We start from the raw sequence: 22,911 nt of genomic DNA, 5'->3' as shown, positions 1-22,911 counted from the left end.
GGCTGATCAGCACGCCGCCGACTTCCAGCGGCACGTCCTCGATGCCGAGGTCGAGGCCGTGGACCTGCGTGCCCCAGATCAGCTGGGCGGCGCCCTCGATGATGTAGGACAGGCCGAGTGTYGCCATGAACAAAGTGATCGGCGGCTTGTTGGTCAGGGGCCTGAGCACCGTGCGCTCGATCGCAAGCCCCATCGCCACCATGATGGCGAAGGTGATCACCAGCGCCAGCGCGAACGGGATGCCGCGCTCGACAAGGCTGACGAAGGTGAGGGCGGCGAACAGCAGCATCGCGCCCTGCGCGAAATTGAGCACGCCCGAGGTCTTGTAGATCAGCACGAAGCCGATCGCGACCAGCGAATACATGACGCCGGAGAGCAGGCCGCCGACGAGCACTTCGATGAAGAACTGGTAGTCGAAATCGGCGATCATATGCCTGCCCCGTCCTCATTGTCGGGGGCAACGCCGAGATAGGCGTCGATGACGCGCTGATCGTTGCGAACTTCGTCGGGCGTGGCGTCGGCAATCTTGCGGCCATAGTCGAGAACGGCGATGCGGTCGGACAGGCCCATGACGACGCCGACATCATGCTCGATCAAAACGACGGTGGTGGCGAAACGGTCGCGCGCGGCGCGCACGAAACTTGCCATCTCGTTCTTCTCGCTTGCCGTCATGCCGGCCATCGGTTCGTCGAGCAAAAGCAGGCGCGGCTCTGCGACCAATGCACGGGCCAGCTCCACACGCTTCTGCAGCCCGTAAGGCAGCGTGCCGACGAGGCGATCACGAACAGCGGTAAGGTCGAGGAATTCGAGGATCTGGTCGGCGCGGCTGAGAAAGTCGCGCTGCTCGCCACGCGAGCGGCCGATGCCGAGCACCTGGCCAGCGAAATTGGAACGAACCTTGTAGGCGAGGCCTGACGCTACATTGTCGAGGACGCTGAGGCCCTTGAACAGAGCAAGGTTCTGAAAGGTCCTGGCGACGCCGAGATGCGCCAGCCGCTGCGTCGGGACCTGGGCATAACTGACGCCATCGAGCTGGACATGGCCGCGATCCGGCCGGTAGACGCCGCTGATGACGTTGATCAGCGAACTCTTGCCGGCGCCGTTCGGGCCGATAATGGCGCGGATTTCGCCTGATAGAACCGACAGGTCGATATCGGCCAGTGCGACGACGCCGCCGAACGACAGGCCGATGCCGTGCAGCGAGAGCATCGGAGCGGCGGCGGCCRTGACCGCCTCCGTGGGCTCTGCCTGGCCTTCCGATGACTGCGCGGGACGGGCTGCCGACGGCAAGCCACGCGCGAAGACTTCCGGCGCATAGACCGAGGCCTCCATCATTCCAAGGGCATAACTGGCCAACGGCATTCCAATCGTCCTCGCTTGCTTCAGCAGGCGCACAAAACCTCGTTGACGCTCGATGGATCGAGCGCCCGGGAACCTTCATCTGTCGCAGGCCGGACTGCCCGGCCTGCCTTTTTTGAAAATGGCTATTCCGCTGCCAGTGACGCTGCCTGCTCGGCGCCCTCCAGCTCGCGAACGAGCGGGATGACGTGCTTGCCGAAATACTCGACCTCTTCCTGGAAATGCAGGAAGCCGAGCAGGATGAGGTCGGCGCCGGCGCGCTTCAGGTCGACGATGCGCTCGGCGACCTGCCTTGGCGTGCCGATCAGGTTGGAGCGGAAGCCGTCATTGTACTGAACCAGATCCTCGAAGGAGGATTTCGCCCAATTGCCCTCACCTTCCGGCGAAGCCTTGCCGGCATTCTTGACCTCGTGGCCGAAAGCGTTGACGGCATCGGGATTGGCCTTGCCGATGATCTCGGCAAGCACCGCCTTGGCCTCTTCCTCGGTCTCGCGGACGATGGCGAAGGCGTTGACGCCGACCTTGACGGAATGGTGATTGGCCTTGGCCTTGGACTTGAGGTCGTCGACCTGCTTGGCGATCTCGGCCGGCGTGTTGCCGTTGGTGAAGTACCAGTCTGAAACGCGCGATGCCATGTCACGTGCGGCGCGCGAGGAACCGCCCTGGAAGATTTCGGGCAGTTGTGGCGGCTTCGGCTTCAAAGAGTATTCGTTGAAGCGGTAGAAATCGCCACGGAAGGTGAAGCTGTCTTCCGTCCAGATTCCGCGCAGCGCACGGATGAATTCCTCCGAGCGGCGGTAGCGCTCGTCATGGTCGAGCCAATGTTCGCCGATGGCGTGGAACTCGCCACGGAACCAGCCGGAGACGAGGTTGATGGCGACGCGGCCGTTGGTCAGGTAGCTGATGGTGGCGAGCTGCTTGGCCGCCAGCGCCGGATTCCACGGGCCGGGCAGGATCGCCGCGATCACCTTGAGCGTCGTGGTCGCCGCCAGCAGGTCATGGCTGAACGCCACCGATTCATGCTGCTCGTCGGCGCCGTAGCCGGCGGTGAAACGAATCTGGCTCAGCGCATAGTCGAAGCCGGCGTTCTCGGCGATCTGTGCCAGCTTGCGATTATACTCGGCCGAATGGCTGGTGCGCTGCTCGATGTTGGAAATCACCAGGCCGCCCGAAACATTCGGCACCCAGTAGGCGAACTTGACCGCGTCGGTCTCTGCGTGTGCCATGAAATGTCTCCCATTCAGGCCGTGTCGTTGATCGGTCCGGCTTGGCCGGTTTTCGCCAACATTTATTATGTCTACTGATTATATATACAAAGTAGGATTTTCCGTTTTTGGCGCCTTCTTGGGACGGAAATACCAATTTTTCCCAGCCAGGCCGGCTTTGGCTTGTCAGCGCGCGACCGCAACGTCCCCGGCATTGGCGCCAACCGCCTCGGCGGACGGGAGCCTGTCGACCAGCCTTGCAATTTCGACCGCGACAGTTTGGGCATGACGAGCAACCTCCGGCAGGCCCATGAGTTCGCCAAAGGTGCCGCGCGCCAGCGGACCGGCGACGAAAAGCCCGGCGACCGCTCTGTCATCCCGGCCTATGGCACGGCTATCCAGACTGGTCGCGATGCCGAGCCCGTAGGCGTCGACCTTGATCAGCCCAGCGTCGGCCAGGGAGCGCAGTGCCGGATTGAGCTGGAGGGCCTGCCCATGAGCCGGCCCGGTCGTGTTGATGACGGCATCGAAGCGTGCCGTCTCGATCCGTGTCTCACCGCGCCGTTGAAAGCTGACCGCGAGGCTGTCGCCCTCATCGTTCGACGCGACAAGCCTGGCGGCAATGGTCTCGAACGTTCCGGCGCTCTGGCGGCGGTCGAGCACGGCAGCGACCTGCGGTGCGATCCTGAAGCGATGGACATCCCAGAACACGCGCAGCTTGCGGACCAGCCTTGCCCGTTCGGACGGAGCAAGGGCGGCCCACAGCACCGGCCCCTGCAGGCGCAGTTGGTCGAAGACCGACTGCCAGTTGACGTTGGTCGCGCGCGCTGCGGCGAGCGTGGCGCGGATGGTCTTCAGCAGGCCAAGCGCCGATGTGGCCGGCGCCGATGCAAAATCGCCGAAGGGCTCACCTCTGACATCTGGATGACCGCGCGAGCGCAGTCCTCTGCGCGACAGCGCCAGGATCCGGCCGCTATGGCCGCGGCGATCAAGCTCGGCCACCATGTCGGACGAGGTCAGCCCGGAGCCGACGATCAATATCGAGGCGTCCGGACCGATCCCGGCAAGTGCCGACGCGGCGTAGGGATCGGCGATGAAGCCCGGCGCTTCGGCAAGTGATTCCAGCGCATTGGGAATTCCAGGCTGAGGATGCGTCGCCGCCAGGATGACGATGTCGGCGGCGACGGGCCCGGCGGATGTCTGCACAGTCCAGCCGGCGCCGTTGGCTTCTCGTATCACCCGCGTGGCCTCACCTTCGACGTGGCGGATAGCGCCGGTCTCGAGATGAGGCGCAAGGTGCTCGGCGACATAGCGGCCGAACACACGCCTGCGCGGATAGGCGTCGCCATTCTTCCAGAGCGCATCCGGGTCGTGTTCGAGTTCACCGCTCCCGGCCAACCAGCGGGCAAAATGTTGCGGATCGTCGGGAGCCATGCTCATTCTGACAGCCGGGACATTGACCCGATGCGATGGTTCCTCGCTGGAATAGGCCAGGCCGCCGCCGAGCGCCGGGCGCGGCTCGATCACGCAGACCGACAGGCGCTCCGGCCGATGCGCTTGCGCCAGATGCCAGGCTAGGGCAGCGCCAGAAAAGCCGCCGCCGATGATGGCGACGCGCAATCGGCGGGCCGGAGGCAGCGCGTTCACGAGGCGCTGGCGAGCGACTTCGGCCGATGGTCGCCGGCGATGGTTTCGCCGAACGGCCCGGTGTTGACCGACGTGCCGGCCGCCTTGACCGGATGATCGGTCGGCAGTTTCGGCAACACCAGTTCGCCAAAGCGATAGGCTTCTTCCAGATGCGGGTAGCCGGACAGGATGAAGGTATCGATGCCGAGGCGGCGGTACTCGTCGATCCGCTCGGCGACGGTGTCGGGATCGCCGACGAGGGCCGTGCCAGCACCGCCGCGCACCAGGCCGACACCGGCCCAGAGATTGGGCGCGATCTCGAGCTTGTCACGGCTACCGCCATGCAGCGCGCTCATCCGAGCCTGGCCGACCGAGTCCATGCGGGCAAAGACTTTTTGCGCCGAAGCGACCGTCGCGTCGTCGAGCCGGCTGATCAGGCTCTCCGCCGCGGCCCAGGCCTGTTCGGTGGTTTCGCGCGCGATGACATGCAGGCGGATGCCGAAGGAGAGTTTGCGGCCGGCCTTCTCGGCCAGTTCACGCACGGTATCCAGCTTGCGCTCGACATCGGCGGGCGGTTCGCCCCAGGTCAGGTATTTGTCGATCTCCTGCGCCGCCACCACCGATCCGACATCCGACGAGCCGCCGAAATAGAGCGGCGGATAGGGCGTCTGCACCGGCGGGAACAGCAGCCTGCCGTCCTCGATGTGGAAATGCTTGCCCTGGTGCTCGACCGTCTCGCCGCTCAGCACGCGCTTGTAGATCTGCAGGAATTCCTGCGTCACCTCGTAGCGCTCGGCATGCGAGAGGAAGATGCCGTCGCCCTTGTTCTCCAAGGGATCGCCGCCGGTGACGACATTGATCAGCAGGCGGCCATTGGAGATGCGGTCGAGCGTCGCTGTCATGCGCGCGGCGAGCGTCGGCGACTGCAGGCCGGGCCGCACGGCGACGAGGAAGCGCAGCCGCTCGGTCAGCGGCGCCAGCGCCGAGGCGATCACCCAGGAATCTTCGCAGGCCCGGCCGGTCGGCAGCAGCACGCCATAATAGCCCAGCGTGTCGGCGGCCTTGGCCACCTGTGTCAGATAGGGCAGGTCGACGGCCCTGCCGCCTTCGGTGGTGCCGAGATAGCGGCTGTCGCCATGCGTCGGCAGGAACCAGAGAACCTTGATGCGCTCGGGAACATCCTTGGTCATGGCTGGCCTCCCGCAATTCGGCGGCGGCCTGTGCCTGATGGGGTTGGAAGCGGGCGCAGAGAGGCGGGCATAGCGTGGTCCTGTCCGGGAAAACCAGATCGCCAGCGCACTTTGCTTATTCTATAAACTCTGTAGAGTTAGTTTATTCCAAATCCATCGCTGAAATTGGAAATTCTCTCCGCCAGCTCGAACCGATGCGGGTTGCGGTCAATTCCTGAAAAGATCGGGCCTCTCGACGCTCAGCCGCCGGACGGTGCGCAGCACTTCCTGCAGATGGGTGGCCATATGCGCGCCGGCCTCGTCGGACAGACCCTGTTCGATGGCATCGAGAATGGCGGTGTGCTGTGTGAGAAGTGTTTCAAGGTGGCCCTGCTCCGGCAGGCTGAGATAGCGCACGCGATCCATCTGCAGCTTGACCACCTGGATGACGCGCCAGCTCTTCGGCAACCCGGCCGCCTCGCAGAAATTGCGATGAAACGCCTCGTCAAGCTCCAGGAACAGCTCCCTGTCCTTGCCGGCCACCGCCAGCTTCTGGCGAGCCAGGTTTGCCCGTCCGGCCTCAAGGAAACCGGGGGAAGGCTTTTTCGCCAGGCGCGATACGACCGAGACCTCGAGGGCTTCACGGATGAACTGCGCTTCTTCTACATCCTCGAGCCGGATCGGGGCGACGAAGCTTCCGCGCTGCGGCAGGATATCGATCAAGCCCTCGTCGGCCAGACGGATCAGCGCTTCCCGAACCGGCGTGCGACTGACGCCAAGCTGTTGGGCGAGGTCCTTTTCGCTCAGGCCCTCCGACGGCAGTATCGCAAGCGTGGTGATGGCGCGCCGCAGCAGTTCGTAGATCTGCGGCGAGATCGGCAGCCGGTTGTTGACGGAGCCGAGAAGCTTCGCCGGTTCGCGCAGCTCAGCACCGCGGGACTTCGCTTCGGTGTTCAAGAGCCTCGGCCTCTCCAACGGATTCGTTTCGTTGTAACGCCTAGCATGCACACACGCAAATGCAATTGACATGGTACCATACCAGTTGTAAATCGACTGTCGGCGCCGCTGATCTTGCGCCGGTTTCGTGCTTCGGGAGGCTGCGCGGTGAAAATAACGGATATCCGTGCGACCACGGTGACGGTTCCGCTGCAGGCGCCGCTCAGGCACAGCAACGGCGCTCATTGGGGCCGGTTCGTCAGGACGGTCGTCGAAGTGGAAACCGACGAGGGGATCGTCGGCCTTGGCGAGATGGGTGGCGGCGGCGAAAGTGCCGAGCTCGCCTTCGCCGGGCTGAAAGCCTATCTGGTCGGCCACGATCCCTTCGATCTCAACCGCATGCGGTATGCGATCTGCAACCCGACGGCGTCGCTCTACAACAACCGCACACAGCTGCATGCCGCGCTGGAATTCGCCTGCCTCGACATTATCGGCAAGAAACTCAATGTGCCGGTCTATCAACTGCTCGGCGGCCGGGTCCGCAACGAAGTCGGCTTCGCCAGCTATCTGTTCTTCCGCTATGCCGATGCCTGGACGCGCGAAGGTGAAGTCCGCACCATCGACCAGCTGGTCGCGCATGCCAGGGCGCTGAAAGCCGAGCACGGCTTCACCGCCCACAAGCTGAAAGCCGGCGTGTTCCACCCCGACTACGAGCTCGAATGCTATCGCGCGCTGGCTGCCGCCTTTCCCGACGACACGCTGCGCTACGACCCCAATGCTGCGCTGTCGGTCGAACAGGCGCTGCGCTTCGGACAGGCCATCTCGGACCTGCGCAACGATTATTTCGAGGACCCGACCTGGGGGTTTGCTGGGATGCGCCGGCTGCGGGAAAAGCTCGCCATTCCGCTCGCCACCAACACCATCGTCGTCGACTTCGAGCAGTTGGCGACAAATGTGCGCGACCCGGCCGTCGACGTCATCCTGCTCGACACCACATTCTGGGGCGGCATCCGGGCCTGCGTGAAGGCGGCGCAGATCTGCGACACGTTCGGGCTGGGCGTCGCGGTGCACTCTTCCGGCGAGCTCGGCATCCAGCTCGCCACCATGCTGCATCTGGGCGCGGTGCTGCCCAACCTGACCTTCACCGCAGACGCGCACTATCACCATCTTGCCGACGACGTCATCGTCGGCGGCAAGATGCGCTACGCCAAGGGCTGCATTGCCGTGCCCGACGGTCCGGGGCTCGGAGTTACGCTCGACCGCGACAAGCTGCAGACCTATGCCGAACTCTACCGCTCGCTCGGCGGCTACCCCTATGACCGGGATCCTGGCCGGCCGGGCTGGTATCCGCTGCTGCCCAATTCGGATTTCGCCGACCACTCCGTCAGCATCGTGCCGGAGACCGGCGGGAAATGAGCCTTATGCGTGCATGAACCGTGCGGTGGAACCACCGCGGGACAGTCAACCGGAGGAGACGGAAATGAGACTGAAGAATCAAGCTGGAAAAACAATGCTGGGCGCCATGCTCGCCACATCGGCGATGCTGGCTTGCACCGGCGCCTTTGCGCAGGACGGCATCGCCAAGGGGGACACAAGCGGCAAGAAGATCGCGTTCAGCAATTCCTACGCAGGAAATTCCTTCCGCCAGGTGATGATCAAGAGCTTCGAGACCATGGGCGCGCAAGCGGTCAAGGACGGACTGGTCAGCGGGGTCACGGCTGTCAGCTCCAACAATTCGGTCACCGAACAGGCGGCCCAGATCCAGAACCTGATCCTGCAGGGCTACAACGCCATCATCGTGCTGGCCGGCTCCGACACGGCGCTCAACGGCGCGGTCAAGGATGCCTGCAACGCCGGCATCGTCGTGGTCGCCTTCGCCAGCGGCGTCACCGAGCCTTGCGCCTACCGGGTCGACTATGATCTCGATTCCTACGCCAAGGCGGAACTCGACTACATCCAGAGCAAGCTGGGCGACAAGCCGGCAAACATCTTCGAGATCCGCGGCATGGCCGGCGACGGCTTCGACAAGCGGCTTCATGAAGGCGTCGAAAAGGCGATGAAGGCGCATCCGAGCTACAAGGCCGTCGGCGAGGTCTATGGCCAGTGGACGGCCACGGTTGCGCAGAAGGAAGTGTCGGGCGTGCTGCCGTCGCTGCCGCAGATCGACGCGGTGCTGACCCAGGGTGGCGACGGCTATGGCGCCGCCATGGCCTTCAAGGATGCCGGCCGCAAGCTGCCGATCATCATCATGGGCAATCGCGAGGACGAACTCGGGCTCTGGAAGCAGGAGCACGACGCCAATGGCTACGAAACCTTCTCGCTCGGCGCCACGCCCAGCGTATCGCAAGTGGCCTTCTGGGTGGCGCAGCAGATCCTGGCTGGCAAGGAGGTGCCGAAATTCGTCGAGGTGCCGCTTCTGCAGATCAACCAGCCCGACCTCGGCGCGTGGCTCGCTACCGTGCCGAAAGGCGGCGTGGTGAATGCCGAGTATCCGCAGGCCCTGGTGGCGGATATCATCGACGCCAATGTGAACAAGAAGCCGCTGCCGGGCGTTCCCGCCCCCAAATGAGAGCCTGAGCCTTGAACAGCGCCGCGACGTCCGACCAGCCTGTCGCCTCGGCGGACGCCGCGCGCCCCTATCTGGCGGTGCGCGACGTCCGCAAGAGCTACGGCGCGGTTCATGCGCTGGGCGGTGTCGACTTCAGCATCCTGCCCGGCGAGGTCGTCGGCCTCGTCGGCCATAATGGAGCCGGCAAATCGACGCTGATGAACGTGCTTGCCGGCACCGTCGAGCGAAGCAGCGGCGCCTTCGATCTCGACGGCGTGCCGGTCGGCAAATGGAGCGCGTTCGCAGCGCAGACCGGTGGACTGCGCTGCGTCTTCCAGGAATTGTCGCTGTGCGCCAATCTATCGCTGGCCGAGAACACGCGCATCGTTCATCGCACCCTGCGCGGCCTCGGCTGGCGCAAGCGCGCCCGCGCTGTCATCGGGAAAACATTGGGCGAGATTTTCCCGGGCCACGGCATCGACCCCGAAACCCGGGTGGCCGACCTGGCGATCGGTCCAAGGCAAATGGTGGAGATCGCGCGCGCTTTCAGTGAAACCGACACGCCGGTGCGCTGCGTCATCCTCGACGAACCGACATCGGCGCTCGGACATGAAGCCACCCAGCAGTTGCTCGACCATATCCGCCGCGCGGCGGCGCGCGGCATCGCCTGCATCCTGATCACCCATCGCCTCAACGAGATTCTCGCGGTCTGCGACCGGGCCGTGGTCATGGTCGACGGCAAAGTGGTGGCCGCACGGCCGACGGCAGGGCTGACGCGCTCGGCGCTGGTCGAACTGATGGGCAGCATCGAGGCGCCGCGCGACCGCTCCAACCGCAAGATTGCCGCGTTGGGAAAGCCGCTGGTGGTCGACCATCCCGGGAACGGAGGCGACGACCTGTCGATCCAGGCAGCGGCGGGAGAGATCATCGGCTTTGCCGGCCTTGACGGCCACGGCCAGCGCGAGCGGCTGCGCGCGCTGTTTTCCGCGGCCCGCAAGCAGAACCGCCGAAGCGGTCCGACCACGCCCGTCGCCTATGTGGCCGGCGACCGGCAGGGCGAGGGCGTCTTCACGCTGTGGTCGATCGCGGAAAACCTGACCATCCGGAGCTTGAAGGCGCTGCGGCGCAACGGGCTGATCTCGACCAGGGCTGCCCGCGACCTGGCGCAGACATGGTCGACGCGCCTGAAGGTCAAGGCCCCTTCCATCGACACGCCGATCCTCAGCCTGAGCGGCGGCAACCAGCAGAAAGTGCTGTTCGCCCGCGCGCTGGCGTCCGATGCGCGTGTGATCTTCCTCGACGATCCGATGCGCGGCGTCGATGTCGGCACCAAGCATGAGGTCTACCAGCTGATCCGAAGCGAGGCCGAGAACGGACGCTGCTTTGTCTGGTACACGACCGAACTAGAGGAGCTGAGCAATTGCGACCGGCTCTACGTCTTCCGCGAAGGCCGGGCGGAGGTGCAGCTCGACGGTAACGACATCGAACCGGCTCGCATCCTGCAGGCCTCCTTCGGGGGCGCGCATGGCTAACGCGGTCCTCTCCTCCCGCCGCTCTGCCCGGCCGGCATGGCTTGTCGGCGCCGTGCAGATCGGCCTGCCGGCGATAGCGCTGCTGGTGATGCTGGCCGTCATCTTCTGGATCCGCCCTGCGGCGATGAGCTACTTCGGCTTCACGCTGCTGTTCAAGCTCGCCGTGCCGCTGGTGTTCGCCGCCCTGGCGCAGATGATGGTCATCATGCTGGGCGACATCGACCTGTCCAACGGCGCCTTTGTCGGCCTGATCACCTGCGTCACCGCGCTCTATCTCGCGGATTTTCCGGTGCTCGCGGTGCTGATCTACCTGGTGACGATCGCCGCCTATGCCGGCTTCGGCCTGCTGATCCATGTCAGGCAACTGCCTTCGATCATTGTGACACTCGGTATGTCCTTCATCTGGCTTGGCACCGCGATCCTGCTGCTTCCGGCACCCGGCGGCACAGCGCCGGACTGGCTCATTGGCTTCATGAGCTGGCAGCCGCCTCTGCTGCCGTTGCCGGTGTGGCTGGCCGCCTTCGCCGCGGCCATCGGACATCTTGTCATCACGCGCTCGTCCTATGGCGCGGTGCTGCGTGGCGCCGGCGCCAATCCGCGCGCGGTCGAGCGCGCCGGATGGTCGATCGTCGGCCTTCGCATCGCCACCTATGCCGGCGCCGGGCTTCTCGCTTGCGTGGCCGGAATTACGCTGACCGGCCTTACCACCTCCGGCGATCCCAATGTCGCGCCTGCCTACACGCTGCTGGGGGTCGGCGCGGTCATCCTCGGCGGCGGTACCTTCACCGGCGGTATCGTGTCACCGGTGGGAACGGTCATCGGCGCGCTTACGCTATCGCTGGCGGGATCGCTGCTCTCCTTTCTCGCGGTACCGCCGACCTGGCAGATCGGTGCGCAAGGCGTGATCCTGTTCCTGGTGCTGGCCGGACGCGTCCTCTTGGCGGAGCGGGTTTCATGATCCGCCGCCGGCTGTTCCTCGCGCCCTGGACTTACGGCTTCATTGTCGCGCTGGCGATGTGGCTGGCAACCACTGCCTATTCCGGCTGGGGCAGTGCCGGCGCGACGATTTCCGCAGCACTAGCCTTTGGCGCCTTCAGCGTCGTCGTGGGCACCGGACAGATGCTGGTGGTCGCTTCGGGGCCAGGCAACATTGATCTCTCCGTGCCGTCGGTGCTGACGCTCGCGGCCTATGTGTCGATGGCGGTGATGAACGGCAATGATACGATGATCCTGCCCGGATTGCTGGTGGCGCTCGCCGTCGGCGCGACCGCCGGCGGGCTCAATTTCCTAGCCATCAAAGCGTTGCGGCTGCCGCCGATCATCGCCACGCTGGCCTGGAGCTTCGTCTTCCAGTCGCTCGCCTTCAATCTCGGCGGCGAGGCGACCCTGAAGCCACCGGCGATGCTGTCCTGGTTCACCTCGTGGCGGATCGCCGGCATCCAGTTCATGCCGATTGCCGTGATGGCGCTGACGCTGCTGACCGCGCTGGTCCTGCAGCGCAGCGTCTGGGGCCGCCATCTCCTGGCTAGTGGACAGAGCGAGCCGGCCGCGAAGCTGGCGGGCATCGAGGTCGGGAGGGTGCGGCTGGCGGCCTATGTGCTGTGCGGCACGGCAGCGGCGCTGGCCGGGTTCCTCTTGTCGGGCTTCACCGGCGGCGCTGCGCTCAACATGGGCGACGCCTATCTGATGGAATCGATCGCCGTCGTGGTGCTCGGCGGCACCAGCGTCGCCGGCGGGCAGGCCAATGCGATCGGCATCTGGGGCGCGGCACTGTTCTTCAACCTGATGGCCACGATGCTGAACACGTTTCGCATCGAGGCCGGCGTGCGCTTTCTTTTGACGGGCGTGCTGATCATCCTCATCGTGGCGATCGTGCCGCGGCGAAGCGCCGCCTGAGGATGGATGGATCCACAATGCTGTTTGACGATGACCTCGATTATGTAGACCTCACCCACCGCATGCGCGCCGGCATGCCGGTCTGGCCAACACATCCGCACTATTGCCAGGAAGTGGTGGAATCGTTCGATCGCGGCGACGTCGCCTGCAATCATGCGCTTTGCATGAGCGAGCATACCGGCACGCATTTCGACGCGCCGCTGCATTTCGTCCCCGGCGCACGCTCGATCGCCGACGTCCCGGTCGATCGCTTCTTCGGCCGCATGGTGACGATCGACGCCCGCGACATGGCGCCGGCAACGATGGTCGGGCCAGAGAAAATCCGGGATTTCGAAGACCGGCACGGCGCGATCGCGCCCGGTGACGCCGTGTTTTTCCACTTCGGCTGGGACCAGTTCTGGAGCGATCCGCAGCAAAGCCACCGGGTGCTGGAGGACTGGCCGGGGCTGTCGCGCGAGACCAGCCTGCTGCTGGTCGAACGTGGTGTCCGGATCGTCGGCACCGATTGCCTGTCGATCGACCGCTTCGGCTCGAGCGATTTCCCCGCCCACAACATTCTGCTCGGCGCCGATATCCTGGTCGGCGAGAATTTCGCCAATCTCGGCCTGCTGCCGCCCGTCTGCACCCTGGTCAGCTTGCCGTTGGCGATCGAAGGCGGATCAGGATCGCCCCTGCGCGCCGTCGCCCTCGTCTCGAAGTCCTGAAAGGTGTGCTGCCGTGGTTGATATCGTCGTCCGCAAACCGGGGGCACTCGCCGTTCAGGCTGGCACCGAGCCACAGCCTGATGCCGGAGAAGTCGTCGTGCGTGTGCAGCGCGCCGGCATCTGCGGGTCAGACATGCATATCCTGCACGGATCGAACCCGTTTGCCGTCTATCCGCGCATCATCGGCCATGAGTTTGCCGGTGTCGTCACCGCGCTCGGCGCGGGTGTTGTCTCGGTGCGCGCGGGCGACCATGTCGTGGTCGATCCGGTGGTCTCATGCGGTCATTGCTATCCCTGCCGTGTCGGGCGGCCGAATGTCTGCGCCAATCTCGAGGTCATGGGCGTTCATCGTGACGGCGGCTTCCGCGATCTCGTCGCCGTGCCGGCCCGCAATGTCGTTGCCGTTCCCGCCGATATGCCGTTCGGTCTGGCGGCGCTTGCCGAGCCGTTCTCGATCGCGGCCAATGTGCTGGACAGAACCGGCTGCGGGCCGCAGGACACGGTGCTGGTCTACGGCGCCGGCACCGTCGGCGTCACCGTGCTGCAGGTGGCCAAGCTGCTTGGCGCGCGCTGCATCGTTGCCGACATCGACGAGGCCCGGCTTGAGCGCGCATCGGGCTTTGGCGCGGATGCGGTGATCCATTCGCTGCGCCAGCCGGTCGCTGACGCCGTGCGGGACGAAAATGACGGCCTTGGTCCGACGGTGATCATCGACGGCGCCGGCGTGCCGGCGCTTCTCGACGAGGCATGCCGCATCGCCAGCCCGGCCGGCCGCATCGGTCTGCTTGGGTTCTCGGCGACACCGTCCAGCCTCAGCCAGCAAGAGGTGGTACGCAAGGAACTGACTGTTGTCGGCTCGCGTCTTAACCGACAATTGCTGCCCAAGGTTGTGGAATGGCTGGCGAACAAGCGCCTCGAGCCGGAGGCGATGATCACCCAGGTCTTTGCCGCAGTGGACGCCAAGGCGGCCTTCGACCTGATCGAAAGGGAGCCGCAGCGGACGTTGAAGGTCCAGCTCGATTTCTCCTGAACGTTTCCCCGGCAATCGCTGTCAGCGGCCCCAATGCGGCCAGATCAAGCGCAGTTCGGCCGCCTTCGCGCCTGCCTATCGAACACGCGGCATTCCAATATAATCTGACCACTTCTGCTGAACGACGACGTGGATTTGCCATGGACCTGGATCCTTCAACGCTCAATCGGGCGCTGCCGCTGCGAGATCAGATCTATCACCAGATCCGCAATCTGATTGTCACCGGACAGATGAAGCCGGGGGAAGTCATCAACGAGGTGGCCATCGCCGAAGCGCTCGGCGTCTCACGCACACCGGTGCGCGAAGCGGTCAAGCGCATCAGTGACGAGGGCCTCGTCACGATCCTGGCGCAGACCGGCACCTATGTCGCTCCGATCAACCGCGTCGACCTGGAAGAAGCCTATGTCATCCGCCGCGCCTTGGAGATGGAGAGCACCAGGCGCGCGGCAGTCAAATTCACGCCATCAGCCGGCGAACTTCTGGAGGACAATATGGCGGCGCACCGGCTCGCCATAGCGCGCGGCCGATATGCCACCGCGATCCAGCTCGACGATGTCTTCCACCGCACCATCGCCGAGATCTGCGGCCTGCCGGGAATCTGGCGCGCCGTCGACATCTCCAAGGCGCAGATGGATCGGGGCCGCACCCTCGTCATCCCGAAGCCCGGCTATGGTGAACAGACGATCGAGCAGCACGGGGCCATCCTCGATGCGCTGAGGCGCAATGATGCCGAGGGCGCTGCGCAGGCGATGGAGCACCATCTCGAAACGTCGTTCCGCAACACGCTCGAAGTCGCCGCCGAACTTCTCGGCTGAAGCCGGCCGCACTGGATTGATCATACATGCAAAGGCGGATTGATGGCGCGTGTCCGCCTCGGCACGATCTCGAGTTCGCCATCGGGCACGACGGCTGCGACGCCGACAATGTGCCGGCCCGTCAGATGCAGGCTGCGGAATGCCCAACGCGAGGCATCGTCATCGATCTCGTCGCCGAAATGGGCAATGGGCGGAGAGACCTGCAGGTCCAGCTCAACCTTCTTCACCGGCAAGGAGAGGCCAATGCCGCGCGCTTTCACATAGGCTTCCTTGAGCGTCCACAGAGTGAAAAAGAAATCCTGTCTCGCCTGCCCGCTCATCGCCTCGAAGCGTGCGCGTTCCCGGGGCGAAAAGACCGCCGGCGCCAGTTCGTCGAGACCGACGTCGCGGTCGCACGGCTCGACGTCAATGCCGATTTCCGCGAAAGCGGCAACCGCGCAGGCCACCAGGCCATGGGTGTGAGACAGGCTGAAATGGAGGCCGCTGACGCCCAGGCTATCGTCGATGAACGGGCGGCCATACCGGTTGGTGTCAAAGCGCCAGTGTTCCGGGGCAATGTCGCGGTAACGCGACAGCGTCGTCCTGACCAGGCCGCGAACCGCGAGATGCTGAAGACGGGCCGGTTCGGACTTGAAGGCGTCATGCCGATCGCGTTCGGGCGCGTTCAGAAGCCGCAGGCAAGCGGCTTGATCGTCGGCGCCGAAGTCGTCGAGGGGCACGTACCACAGATCGACCTGGCCGCGTCGTGGATCGCCTTCTTTCATGGCCGGAGCCGGCCTGGCACGGGTGACGACATCACGATTGTTCCAGGCAAATCCGCCGCGCCGATCGCGGCCCGATGACGATCCAGGAGCGGAGGAGTGCGATGCGCGTCTTCATGTTTCCGGGACAGGGATCACAGTTCACCGGAATGGGCAAGAACCTGTTCGATGAGGTCGGCGCGGCAGTGAGGCGGTGACGCCTACGTCGAGCCTGGCTCTATCCCTGCAATCGCCCGAGATTGTCGGCGAAGCGCCGGGCCATTGCGAGCCCAATCTCATTGGGCCGCATCGCCGGCGCCCGATCCTGTATGGCAATGCCGGCGCGGGCGCCGAACAGCCGCTTGCCGTAGCAGATCAGGTTCTCGATGCCTTGCATGACGAAGACCGCTGCCGGCAGCATTCTGGCATACGCGGCCTCGGCTGCGGCTTCATCGCCGGCGCGGAACGCCTCATAGGCGCGCACGGCGAGGTCGATGCAATCGGGCGCCAGGATCATGCCACGGCAGCCGATGCGGAAATTGTCGATCAGTTCGAGACCGCCACGCCCGTTGAGGACCGGGATTCGGCCCTCGGTGCGCTCGATCAGGCCGGCAATGTCGGTGACCGGACCTTCACCCTTGATCAGCCTGATGTTGGGGTGAAGCGTAACGAGGTCGCGGATTTCATCCGATGTCAGCCCACGGCCGAAAAAGGCCGGCGCATTCTGGATCGCTACCGGCAGGTCGGTCGCCTCCGCCACACGGCCGAAGAAGCGGATGTATTCCGGCGCCCCGTAAGATCCCCCAGGCGGCGGCTGCAGGATCACCCAATCGGCGCCGACGCTTTCGGCGTGGCGCACCTGTGCGACCTGCTCGGCGACGGACGCGCCGAAGATGGTGAAGGCGAGCGGCACTCTCCCGGCGGTGTCTTCAGCCGTCCAGTCCATGATTGTTCGGCGCTCGGCCTCGGTCAGTTTGGCAACTTCCGTCGCGAGGCCGAGTGCCGCCATGCCATGCACGCCGTTCGCAAGGCATATCTCGACCTGCCTGCGCATTGCCGCGCGGTCGAGTTTTTCCTCGCCGTCGAACAGGGCGTAGAGGATGGCGTGGATGCCGTGGAAATCATCGGGCCGGAACTTTGGCATCCCGTTCGCCCTCAATGGCTTTCGCGCGGAATGGCGTGGCCGCGGCTGCCGACGAGGAAATCAAGGTCAGCGCCACGGTCTGCCTGCAGGACATGGTCGGTGTAGAGACCTTGATAGCCACCGTGCATCGCCGGCTCCGGCGCAACCCAGGACGTCCGCCGTTCCGCGAGCTCCTGCTCAGATACGTCGAGATGCAGCCTCCGCGCCTCGACGTCGAGTTCGATGATGTCGCCGCTTTTGACCAGCGCCAGCGGACCACCGACAGCTGCTTCGGGCGCGGCATGCAGCACGACCGTGCCGAAGGCGGTGCCGGACATGCGGGCGTCGGAAATGCGGATCATGTCGCGGACGCCCTGCTTCAGCAGCTTCTGCGGCAGCRCCATGTTGCCGACCTCGGCCATCCCCGGATAACCCTTCGGCCCGCAATTTTTCAGCACCATGATCGAGCGCTCGTCGATGTCGAGCGCGGGATCGTCGACGCGTGCCTTGTAGTCATCGATGTCCTCGAAGACGACGGCACGGCCACGATGTTTCATCAAGCTTGGCGAAGCGGCCGACGGCTTGATGATGGCGCCATCAGGCGCCAGATTGCCGCGCAGCACGGCGATGCCGCCATGCGGTGTCAGCGCCTTGTCGCGCGGGCGGATCACTTCCGGATTGTAGTTTTGGGCTTCGGCGATGTTGTCGCGCACGCTCTTGCCGGTCACCGTCAGCGCGTCGAGATCGAGCATGTCGGCGACCTCTTTCATCACAGCCGGGATGCCGCCGGCATAGCAAAAGTCCTCCATCAGGAAGCGACCCGACGGCATCAGGTCGAGGATGGTCGGCACGTCGCGGCCAAACTGATCCCAGTCATCCAGTGTCAGCTCTGTGCCGACACGGCCGGCGATTGCCAGCAGATGCACGACCGCATTGGTCGAGCCTCCAATCGCGCCATTGACGCGGATGGCGTTGGCAAAGGCCTGTCTCGTGAGGATAGCCGATGGGCAGAGATTCTCATTGACCATCTCGACGATGCGCCGCCCCGTCATGCGGGCGATTCGGCTGCGGCGTGCGTCGACCGCCGGATAGGCCGCATTGCCAGGCAGTGCCAGGCCGAGCGCCTCGACCATCGAGGCCATGGTCGAGGCCGTCCCCATCGTCATGCAGTGGCCCGGCGAGCGCGACATGGCGCTTTCGGCATTGGCAAAATCCTGCTCGCTCATCACGCCTGCGCGCACATCCTCCGAGAATTTCCAGACATCGGTGCCGGAGCCGATCTCGCGACCCTGGAAACGGCCGTTGAGCATCGGCCCGCCGGAGATGACGATCGACGGCAGGTCGCAGGAGGCCGCGCCCATGACCAGCGACGGCGTGGTCTTGTCGCAGCCGGCCATCAGCACGACACCGTCCATAGGGTTGCCGCGGATCGCCTCTTCGACATCCATGGAGGCCAGGTTGCGGAACAGCATCGCTGTCGGCCGAAGATTGGATTCACCGCAGGAGAACACCGGGAATTCCAGTGGCAGGCCGCCGGCCTCCAGCACGCCGGCCTTGATGTGCTCGATCAGGCCGCGGAAATGGACATGGCACGGCGTGAATTCGGAGAAGGTGTTGCAGATGCCGATCACCGGTCGGCCATCGAAGGCATCGTCGGGCAGGCCGTTGTTCTTCATCCAGCTGCGGTGGATGAAGGCATCCTTGCCCAGCCCGCCGAACCAGTGCTGCGATCGTCTCTTGGTCATGGTTTTTTCCGGCGTTCAGGCGGGATGCTGCAGCTGGCTGAGGCCGCCATCGACGACGAGAGTGGCCGCGTTCATGAACGGGCACTCGTCGGAAATCATGAAGACAGCGGCAAGCGCGATCTCGCGCACTGAGGCGATGCGGCCGCCTGGATGCAGCGCCATAGTGTTGGCGCGCGCCGCCGCCGGATCAGGAAAACTGTCCCAGTAGTCGATCGCCTTCTGCGTCTCGACATAGCCGGGCGCCAGCGCGTTCACCCGCACGCCTTGCGCCGCATATTCGAGCGCCAGCGATTTGGTCAGGCCGAGCAGCGCGTGCTTGGCAACCGGATAGGGAAAGGTGTGCGGGATGATGGTGAAGCTGTGCGTCGAGGCGATGTTGAGGATGGCACCGCCGCTGCTGGCGATCATGCCCGGCAACACCGCCTTGCTGCAGTTCCACGCACCCTTGACGTTGACGTCGAAATTGCGGTTCCACTCCTCCTCGGTCGCCTTGAGCGGCGTCGAGAACACGTTCATCCCGGCATTGTTGATCAGCGCGTTGATCGGCCCGATCTCGGCGATTGCCTGCTGGACGGCAGCATGGATCGCGGCCCCGTCGCTGATGTCGGCTGTTGCATGGCCGACATCACCCTTCGACGCGGCCAGGCCGGCAACGGTCTTGTTCAGAAGCTCACCATCCTGATCAACCAGAAACAGCCTTGCCCCTTCGGCCAGACAGGCCTCGGCGATGGCCAGCCCGATGCCTTGCGCGGCACCGGTCAGAAAGATGCGTTTGCCGGACAGACGCTCAGCCATCGCTGTCACTCCCCTGGAATACGGATCAACGGCGGCCGAGTGCCGACGAGCGCAGATTGTCGAGCAGCACGGCGAGCAGCAGGATCACGCCGCGCACGATGTACTGGTAGAAGGCCGGGATGTTGAGCAGGTTCATGGCATTTTCGGCAATGCCCATGATCAGCACGCCGACGATGACGCCCGACATGGTGGCGCGGCCGCCAGCGAGCGAGACGCCGCCGAGCACGCAGGCCGAGATGACCGAGAGCTCGAGCCCGACCGCCGCGTTGGGCTGGCCGGACGTGATGCGCGAAGCAAGCAGGATGCCGGCGATGCCGCAGACGACGCCCTGCAGCGCGAAGATCCAGATGCGCGTCCTGTCGACATTGACGCCGGCCAGCCGCGACGCTTCGGGATTGCCGCCGATGGCCAGCGTGTTCTTGCCGAAGACGGTGCGGTTGAGCACGAAGCCGAAAATGCAAAACAGGATGGCGAGCACCCAGACCGGCGTCGGGATGCCGAGCAGTTTGGAAAGCGCCAACTGGTAGAAATCCGGGCTGTTTATGCCGACAGCGCGGCCGTCGGAGGCAATCAGCGCAAACCCACGCACGATCTGCATGGTGGCTAATGTCGTGATCAGCGCGTTGATGCGGAATTTGGCGATGACGACGCCATTGATGAAGCCGACAAAGGCGCCACAGGCGATCGCGGCCAGGAGGCCGAGCAGAATCGAACCGGTATAATTCGACGCCATCACCGCGACCATGCCGGCAAAGGCGACGATCGAGCCGACCGACAGGTCGAAGTCGCGGGCGGCCAGGCAGAACATCATGGTGCAGGCGACGATGCCAACGGTGACCACCGATTGCAGCAGGCCAAGCATGTTGCGGTCGGTCAGGAAGTTCGGCACCAGGAGCGACACCAGCGCGAAGGCGACGATGAAGATGACGACGAGACCCTGTTCGCCGAGCAGGAGCTTCTTCAACTGGTCGGTCATGGCAAAATCCTCAGGATGCGATCGCGTCGGGGGTTTTCTGGTCGGGAAGGGCTGCGGCCAGGATCGCTCTTTCGGCGAACTGGTCCCGGTCAAGTTCGGCGCTGACGCGTCCGCCGCACATCACCAGGATGCGGTCGCAGATGCCCATCACCTCCGGCAGTTCGGACGAGACGACGACGATCGCCATGCCGTCTTCGGCGAGTTGGTAGAGCAGTTCGTAGATTTCGGCTTTGGCGCCGACATCGATGCCGCGCGTCGGCTCGTCGACGATGAGGACGCGTACGCCCTGCTCCGACAGCCAGCGGCCCAGGATGACCTTCTGCTGGTTGCCGCCGGAGAGGTTGATGATGTCCTGCTTGCGCGAAGGCGTGCGAACCTTGAGCTTCTTGATGAAGGTTTCCGCCGTGGCGATCTCGCTGGCGCGGTTGAGCACACCGAAGCGGGTGTGATGACGCCGCGACGAGATATTGATGTTCTCCTCGATCGAGCGACCCTGGATGATGCCGTCGTGCTTGCGGTCTTCCGAACACAGCACGATGCCGGCGCGGATCGCGTCATGGGGATCAGTGGCACGAACGATCTTGCCGTCGACGGTGATGGTGCCGCCCGAGCGCGGGTCGGCGCCGAAGACCAGCCGCATCAGCTCCGAGCGCCCGGCGCCGATCAGGCCGAAGAAACCGACGATCTCGCCCGCCCTCGCCTCGAAGCTGGCCGGCGTCTTCAACTTTGCGCCGGAGAGGCCTTCGACCTTCAGCCTGACATCGCCTGATTTGCGGGGGCGAAAACCCCAGATGTCGGAGATTTCGCGGCCGACCATTTCGGCGACGACCTGGTCGCGAGTGACGCCTTTCAGCGATGCATGGTGCGCCGCGAGCTTGCCGTCACGCAGCACGGTCAGGCTGTCGCAGAGCCGGAACACCTCGTCCAGCCGATGCGAGACATAGATGATCACCTTGCCCTCGCCGCGCAGGCGGTCGATCAGGGCAAACAGGATTTCGCTTTCGCGCGAGGACAGCGACGAGGTCGGCTCATCCAGGGCGATGACACGCGCGTCGAGCATGATCGCCTTGGCGATCTCGACCATCTGGCGTTCGCCGATGGACAGCGTCTTGACCTTGCGGCGGATGTCGATGTCGATGCCGGCCGATTTCAGCTTGGCGCCAACGTCGTCCAGCATCCGGCGGCCGGCGATGATGCCGGCGCTGGCGGGGAAGCGGCCGAGGCTGAGATTTTCGGCAACGGTGAGCTCAGGGACGAGCTGCAATTCCTGGTGAATGACGATGACGCCATTGTCAAAGGCATCCCGGGTCGATGAATAGGCCTGGACCTTGCCGTCGATGCGGATCTCGCCTTCGTCGGCATGCTGGTCGCCCGACAGGATCTTGATCAGGGTGGATTTGCCGGCGCCGTTCTCACCCATCAGGCCATGCACGGCGCCCTTGTCGACGCCGAACGAGACGTCCGACAGCGCCTTGACGCCCGGATAGGTCTTGGTGATGTGCGAGAAGTCGAGAAAGGACACCGACGTCGATCCTTCTGGTGCGGCCCTTGTTGAGCCATGACAAACAGGCGGCGGGATGAGCTGCCGCCTGTTGTACAGGGAGGATTATTCGATGCCGAGGCCCTGGCGGACCTTCTGGTAGTCGTCGCGCTTGGCCAGCGCACCGGAGGTCAAGGTCAGCTTCGCCGGTTCCTTGTTGTTGGCGACCCAGTCATACATGTTGAGCGCCGTCTCGTAGCCATGGCGCTTTGGCGAGATGATCACCGTGCCGACGAAGCCGGTGGCGGTCGGCTTCTTGAACTCGTTGATCGCCGAGTCCGCGCCGCCAATGCCGACGCCGATCACGTTTTCGGCCGGAATGCCGACGCTTTCGGAAGCGCGCACTGCGCCCAGAACCGCCTCGTCATTGAGACCGAGGGAGACCCACTTCTTGATGTCGGCATGGGCGTTGAGCACAACCGTTGCGGCATTGAGCGCAGCCTCGGTGTCGGTCTTGGCCTGCGGCGCGTCAAAAATGTTTTCGGCCTTGAAGCCGTTCGCCTTCAGCACCGAAATGGCGCCCTCGACACGGTCGACGGCGGTCGGCAGCTGGTCATAGGAGACCCGAATGGCGCCGACCTCGTCGGCCTTCCAGCCGCGTGCCTTCATTTCGTCGACGATCGCCTGGCCGACGGCCTCACCGATCTTGGTCGCCGAAATGCCCATATGCGGCACGTCTTCGAGCGCCTTGCCGTCGGCGCCGACCAGGCGGTCGTCGACGGTCATCAGCTTGAGGTTGTTGGCGGCGGCCTTGGCGACGATGCCGGGGCCAAGCTTGACGTCAGGCGTGCAGACGATGAAGCCCTGCGCGCCCTGGGCGCCGAGATTGTCGATCGCCGACATCAGCTTCTCACCGTCCTCGGCGCCGATCTTGACCAGGGTAAAACCCTTTTCCTTGGCGGCCTGGTCGGCGAACTTCCATTCGTCCTGGAACCACGGCTCCTCGGGCTGCTTGACGATGAAACCGATCTTGGTGTCCTGAGCATATGCAGCGATGGTCGTGACGGACAGCACGGCAAGTGCGCCCGCGACGAGCGCGGTCTTCAAAAGTCGCATGATTACCTCCCAGCGATGGCCGGGCGCTCAGCCCGGATGCCGGAGTCTGTATTCGCTTTTATCATACTCGTCAATTGATCTGGTATGATAATTAAGATACATGCTCTGAGCAGGGA

The 22,911-nt window shown here is 64.5% G+C and carries 21 protein-coding genes; 8 read left to right on the top strand and 13 right to left on the bottom strand.

Features of this window, described 5'->3' with window-relative positions:
• The 6 genes from AC1DX0_RS12370 to AC1DX0_RS12345 form a co-directional block, all read right to left on the bottom strand.
• Positions 1-430, bottom strand: a 430-nt coding sequence (locus tag AC1DX0_RS12370; protein WP_477355510.1) for a branched-chain amino acid ABC transporter permease, incomplete at its 3' end; no start/stop codon positions are given.
• Positions 427-1,362: an ABC transporter ATP-binding protein gene (locus tag AC1DX0_RS12365; protein ID WP_477355507.1), complete on the bottom strand. Its 936-nt coding sequence runs from the start codon at positions 1,360-1,362 to the stop codon at positions 427-429. The genes AC1DX0_RS12370 and AC1DX0_RS12365, both read right to left, overlap by 4 nt.
• A gap of 122 nt (positions 1,363-1,484) precedes the next feature.
• The gene (gene sfnG, locus AC1DX0_RS12360; RefSeq protein WP_477218491.1) at positions 1,485-2,585 is read right to left on the bottom strand and encodes a dimethylsulfone monooxygenase SfnG; all 1,101 of its coding nucleotides are present in this window, start codon (positions 2,583-2,585) and stop codon (positions 1,485-1,487) included.
• 165 nt (positions 2,586-2,750) lie between these two features.
• Positions 2,751-4,211: an FAD/NAD(P)-binding protein gene (locus AC1DX0_RS12355; RefSeq protein ID WP_477218492.1), complete on the bottom strand. Its 1,461-nt coding sequence runs from the start codon at positions 4,209-4,211 to the stop codon at positions 2,751-2,753.
• Complete coding sequence (gene ssuD / locus AC1DX0_RS12350; protein WP_477218493.1) at positions 4,208-5,380, bottom strand: FMNH2-dependent alkanesulfonate monooxygenase; 1,173 nt, start codon at positions 5,378-5,380, stop codon at positions 4,208-4,210. The genes AC1DX0_RS12355 and ssuD overlap by 4 nt, the downstream gene beginning before the upstream one ends.
• A 207-nt stretch (positions 5,381-5,587) precedes the next feature.
• On the bottom strand, positions 5,588-6,316 hold the full coding sequence (locus AC1DX0_RS12345) for a GntR family transcriptional regulator (RefSeq protein ID WP_477218494.1): 729 nt from the start codon (positions 6,314-6,316) through the stop codon (positions 5,588-5,590).
• Between the two features lie 147 nt (positions 6,317-6,463).
• Here AC1DX0_RS12345 and AC1DX0_RS12340 point away from each other — a divergent pair, with 147 nt between their 5' ends.
• The 8 genes from AC1DX0_RS12340 (at position 6,464) to AC1DX0_RS12305 (ending at position 14,820) form a co-directional block, all read left to right on the top strand.
• Positions 6,464-7,711 (top strand): enolase C-terminal domain-like protein, encoded by a 1,248-nt coding sequence (locus AC1DX0_RS12340; protein WP_477218495.1) that lies wholly within the window; start codon positions 6,464-6,466, stop codon positions 7,709-7,711.
• 64 nt (positions 7,712-7,775) lie between these two features.
• Complete coding sequence (locus AC1DX0_RS12335; RefSeq protein ID WP_477218496.1) at positions 7,776-8,864, top strand: substrate-binding domain-containing protein; 1,089 nt, start codon at positions 7,776-7,778, stop codon at positions 8,862-8,864.
• 11 nt (positions 8,865-8,875) lie between these two features.
• Entirely contained in the window at positions 8,876-10,375 is a 1,500-nt protein-coding gene (locus tag AC1DX0_RS12330) for a sugar ABC transporter ATP-binding protein (protein WP_477218497.1), read from the top strand.
• Positions 10,368-11,333 (top strand): ABC transporter permease, encoded by a 966-nt coding sequence (locus AC1DX0_RS12325; RefSeq protein WP_477218498.1) that lies wholly within the window; start codon positions 10,368-10,370, stop codon positions 11,331-11,333. Before AC1DX0_RS12330 ends, AC1DX0_RS12325 begins: the two co-directional genes overlap by 8 nt.
• Complete coding sequence (locus AC1DX0_RS12320; RefSeq protein WP_477218499.1) at positions 11,330-12,271, top strand: ABC transporter permease; 942 nt, start codon at positions 11,330-11,332, stop codon at positions 12,269-12,271. The genes AC1DX0_RS12325 and AC1DX0_RS12320 overlap by 4 nt, the downstream gene beginning before the upstream one ends.
• Positions 12,272-12,288: 17 nt before the next feature.
• A complete protein-coding gene (locus AC1DX0_RS12315) occupies positions 12,289-12,975 on the top strand; it encodes a cyclase family protein (RefSeq protein ID WP_477218500.1) in 687 nt (228 codons plus the stop codon).
• A gap of 13 nt (positions 12,976-12,988) precedes the next feature.
• Positions 12,989-14,005, top strand: coding sequence for a Zn-dependent oxidoreductase (locus tag AC1DX0_RS12310; protein WP_477218501.1), 1,017 nt, complete (start codon positions 12,989-12,991; stop codon positions 14,003-14,005).
• 140 nt (positions 14,006-14,145) lie between these two features.
• Entirely contained in the window at positions 14,146-14,820 is a 675-nt protein-coding gene (locus AC1DX0_RS12305; protein WP_477218502.1) for a GntR family transcriptional regulator, read from the top strand.
• Between the two features lie 20 nt (positions 14,821-14,840).
• Here AC1DX0_RS12305 and AC1DX0_RS12300 read toward each other — a convergent pair whose 3' ends face one another.
• The 7 genes from AC1DX0_RS12300 to AC1DX0_RS12270 form a co-directional block, all read right to left on the bottom strand.
• A complete protein-coding gene (locus AC1DX0_RS12300; protein ID WP_477218503.1) occupies positions 14,841-15,584 on the bottom strand; it encodes a 4'-phosphopantetheinyl transferase family protein in 744 nt (247 codons plus the stop codon).
• Between the two features lie 214 nt (positions 15,585-15,798).
• The gene (locus AC1DX0_RS12295; protein WP_477218504.1) at positions 15,799-16,704 is read right to left on the bottom strand and encodes a dihydrodipicolinate synthase family protein; all 906 of its coding nucleotides are present in this window, start codon (positions 16,702-16,704) and stop codon (positions 15,799-15,801) included.
• Between the two features lie 11 nt (positions 16,705-16,715).
• Positions 16,716-18,428 (bottom strand): L-arabinonate dehydratase, encoded by a 1,713-nt coding sequence (gene araD, locus AC1DX0_RS12290; RefSeq protein WP_477355504.1) that lies wholly within the window; start codon positions 18,426-18,428, stop codon positions 16,716-16,718.
• Positions 18,429-18,443: 15 nt separating this feature from the next.
• Positions 18,444-19,223 carry an SDR family oxidoreductase gene (locus AC1DX0_RS12285; protein WP_477218506.1) on the bottom strand — a complete coding sequence of 260 codons (780 nt, stop codon included), beginning with the start codon at positions 19,221-19,223 and terminating at the stop codon, positions 18,444-18,446.
• A 25-nt stretch (positions 19,224-19,248) separates the two neighbouring features.
• Positions 19,249-20,199, bottom strand: a complete 951-nt coding sequence (gene araH, locus AC1DX0_RS12280; RefSeq protein ID WP_477218507.1) for an L-arabinose ABC transporter permease AraH — start codon at positions 20,197-20,199, stop codon at positions 19,249-19,251.
• 10 nt (positions 20,200-20,209) lie between these two features.
• The gene (gene araG / locus AC1DX0_RS12275) at positions 20,210-21,721 is read right to left on the bottom strand and encodes an L-arabinose ABC transporter ATP-binding protein AraG (protein WP_477218508.1); all 1,512 of its coding nucleotides are present in this window, start codon (positions 21,719-21,721) and stop codon (positions 20,210-20,212) included.
• Positions 21,722-21,805: 84 nt separating this feature from the next.
• On the bottom strand, positions 21,806-22,795 hold the full coding sequence (locus AC1DX0_RS12270) for an arabinose ABC transporter substrate-binding protein (RefSeq protein WP_477218509.1): 990 nt from the start codon (positions 22,793-22,795) through the stop codon (positions 21,806-21,808).
• Positions 22,796-22,911 lie beyond the last annotated feature (116 nt).

The sequence above is a fragment of the Mesorhizobium sp. P3_A9 genome (genome assembly GCF_056402975.1).
The sequence above is the reverse complement of the archived record's forward strand: the minus strand, read 5'-3'. Positions and strand labels throughout refer to the sequence as shown.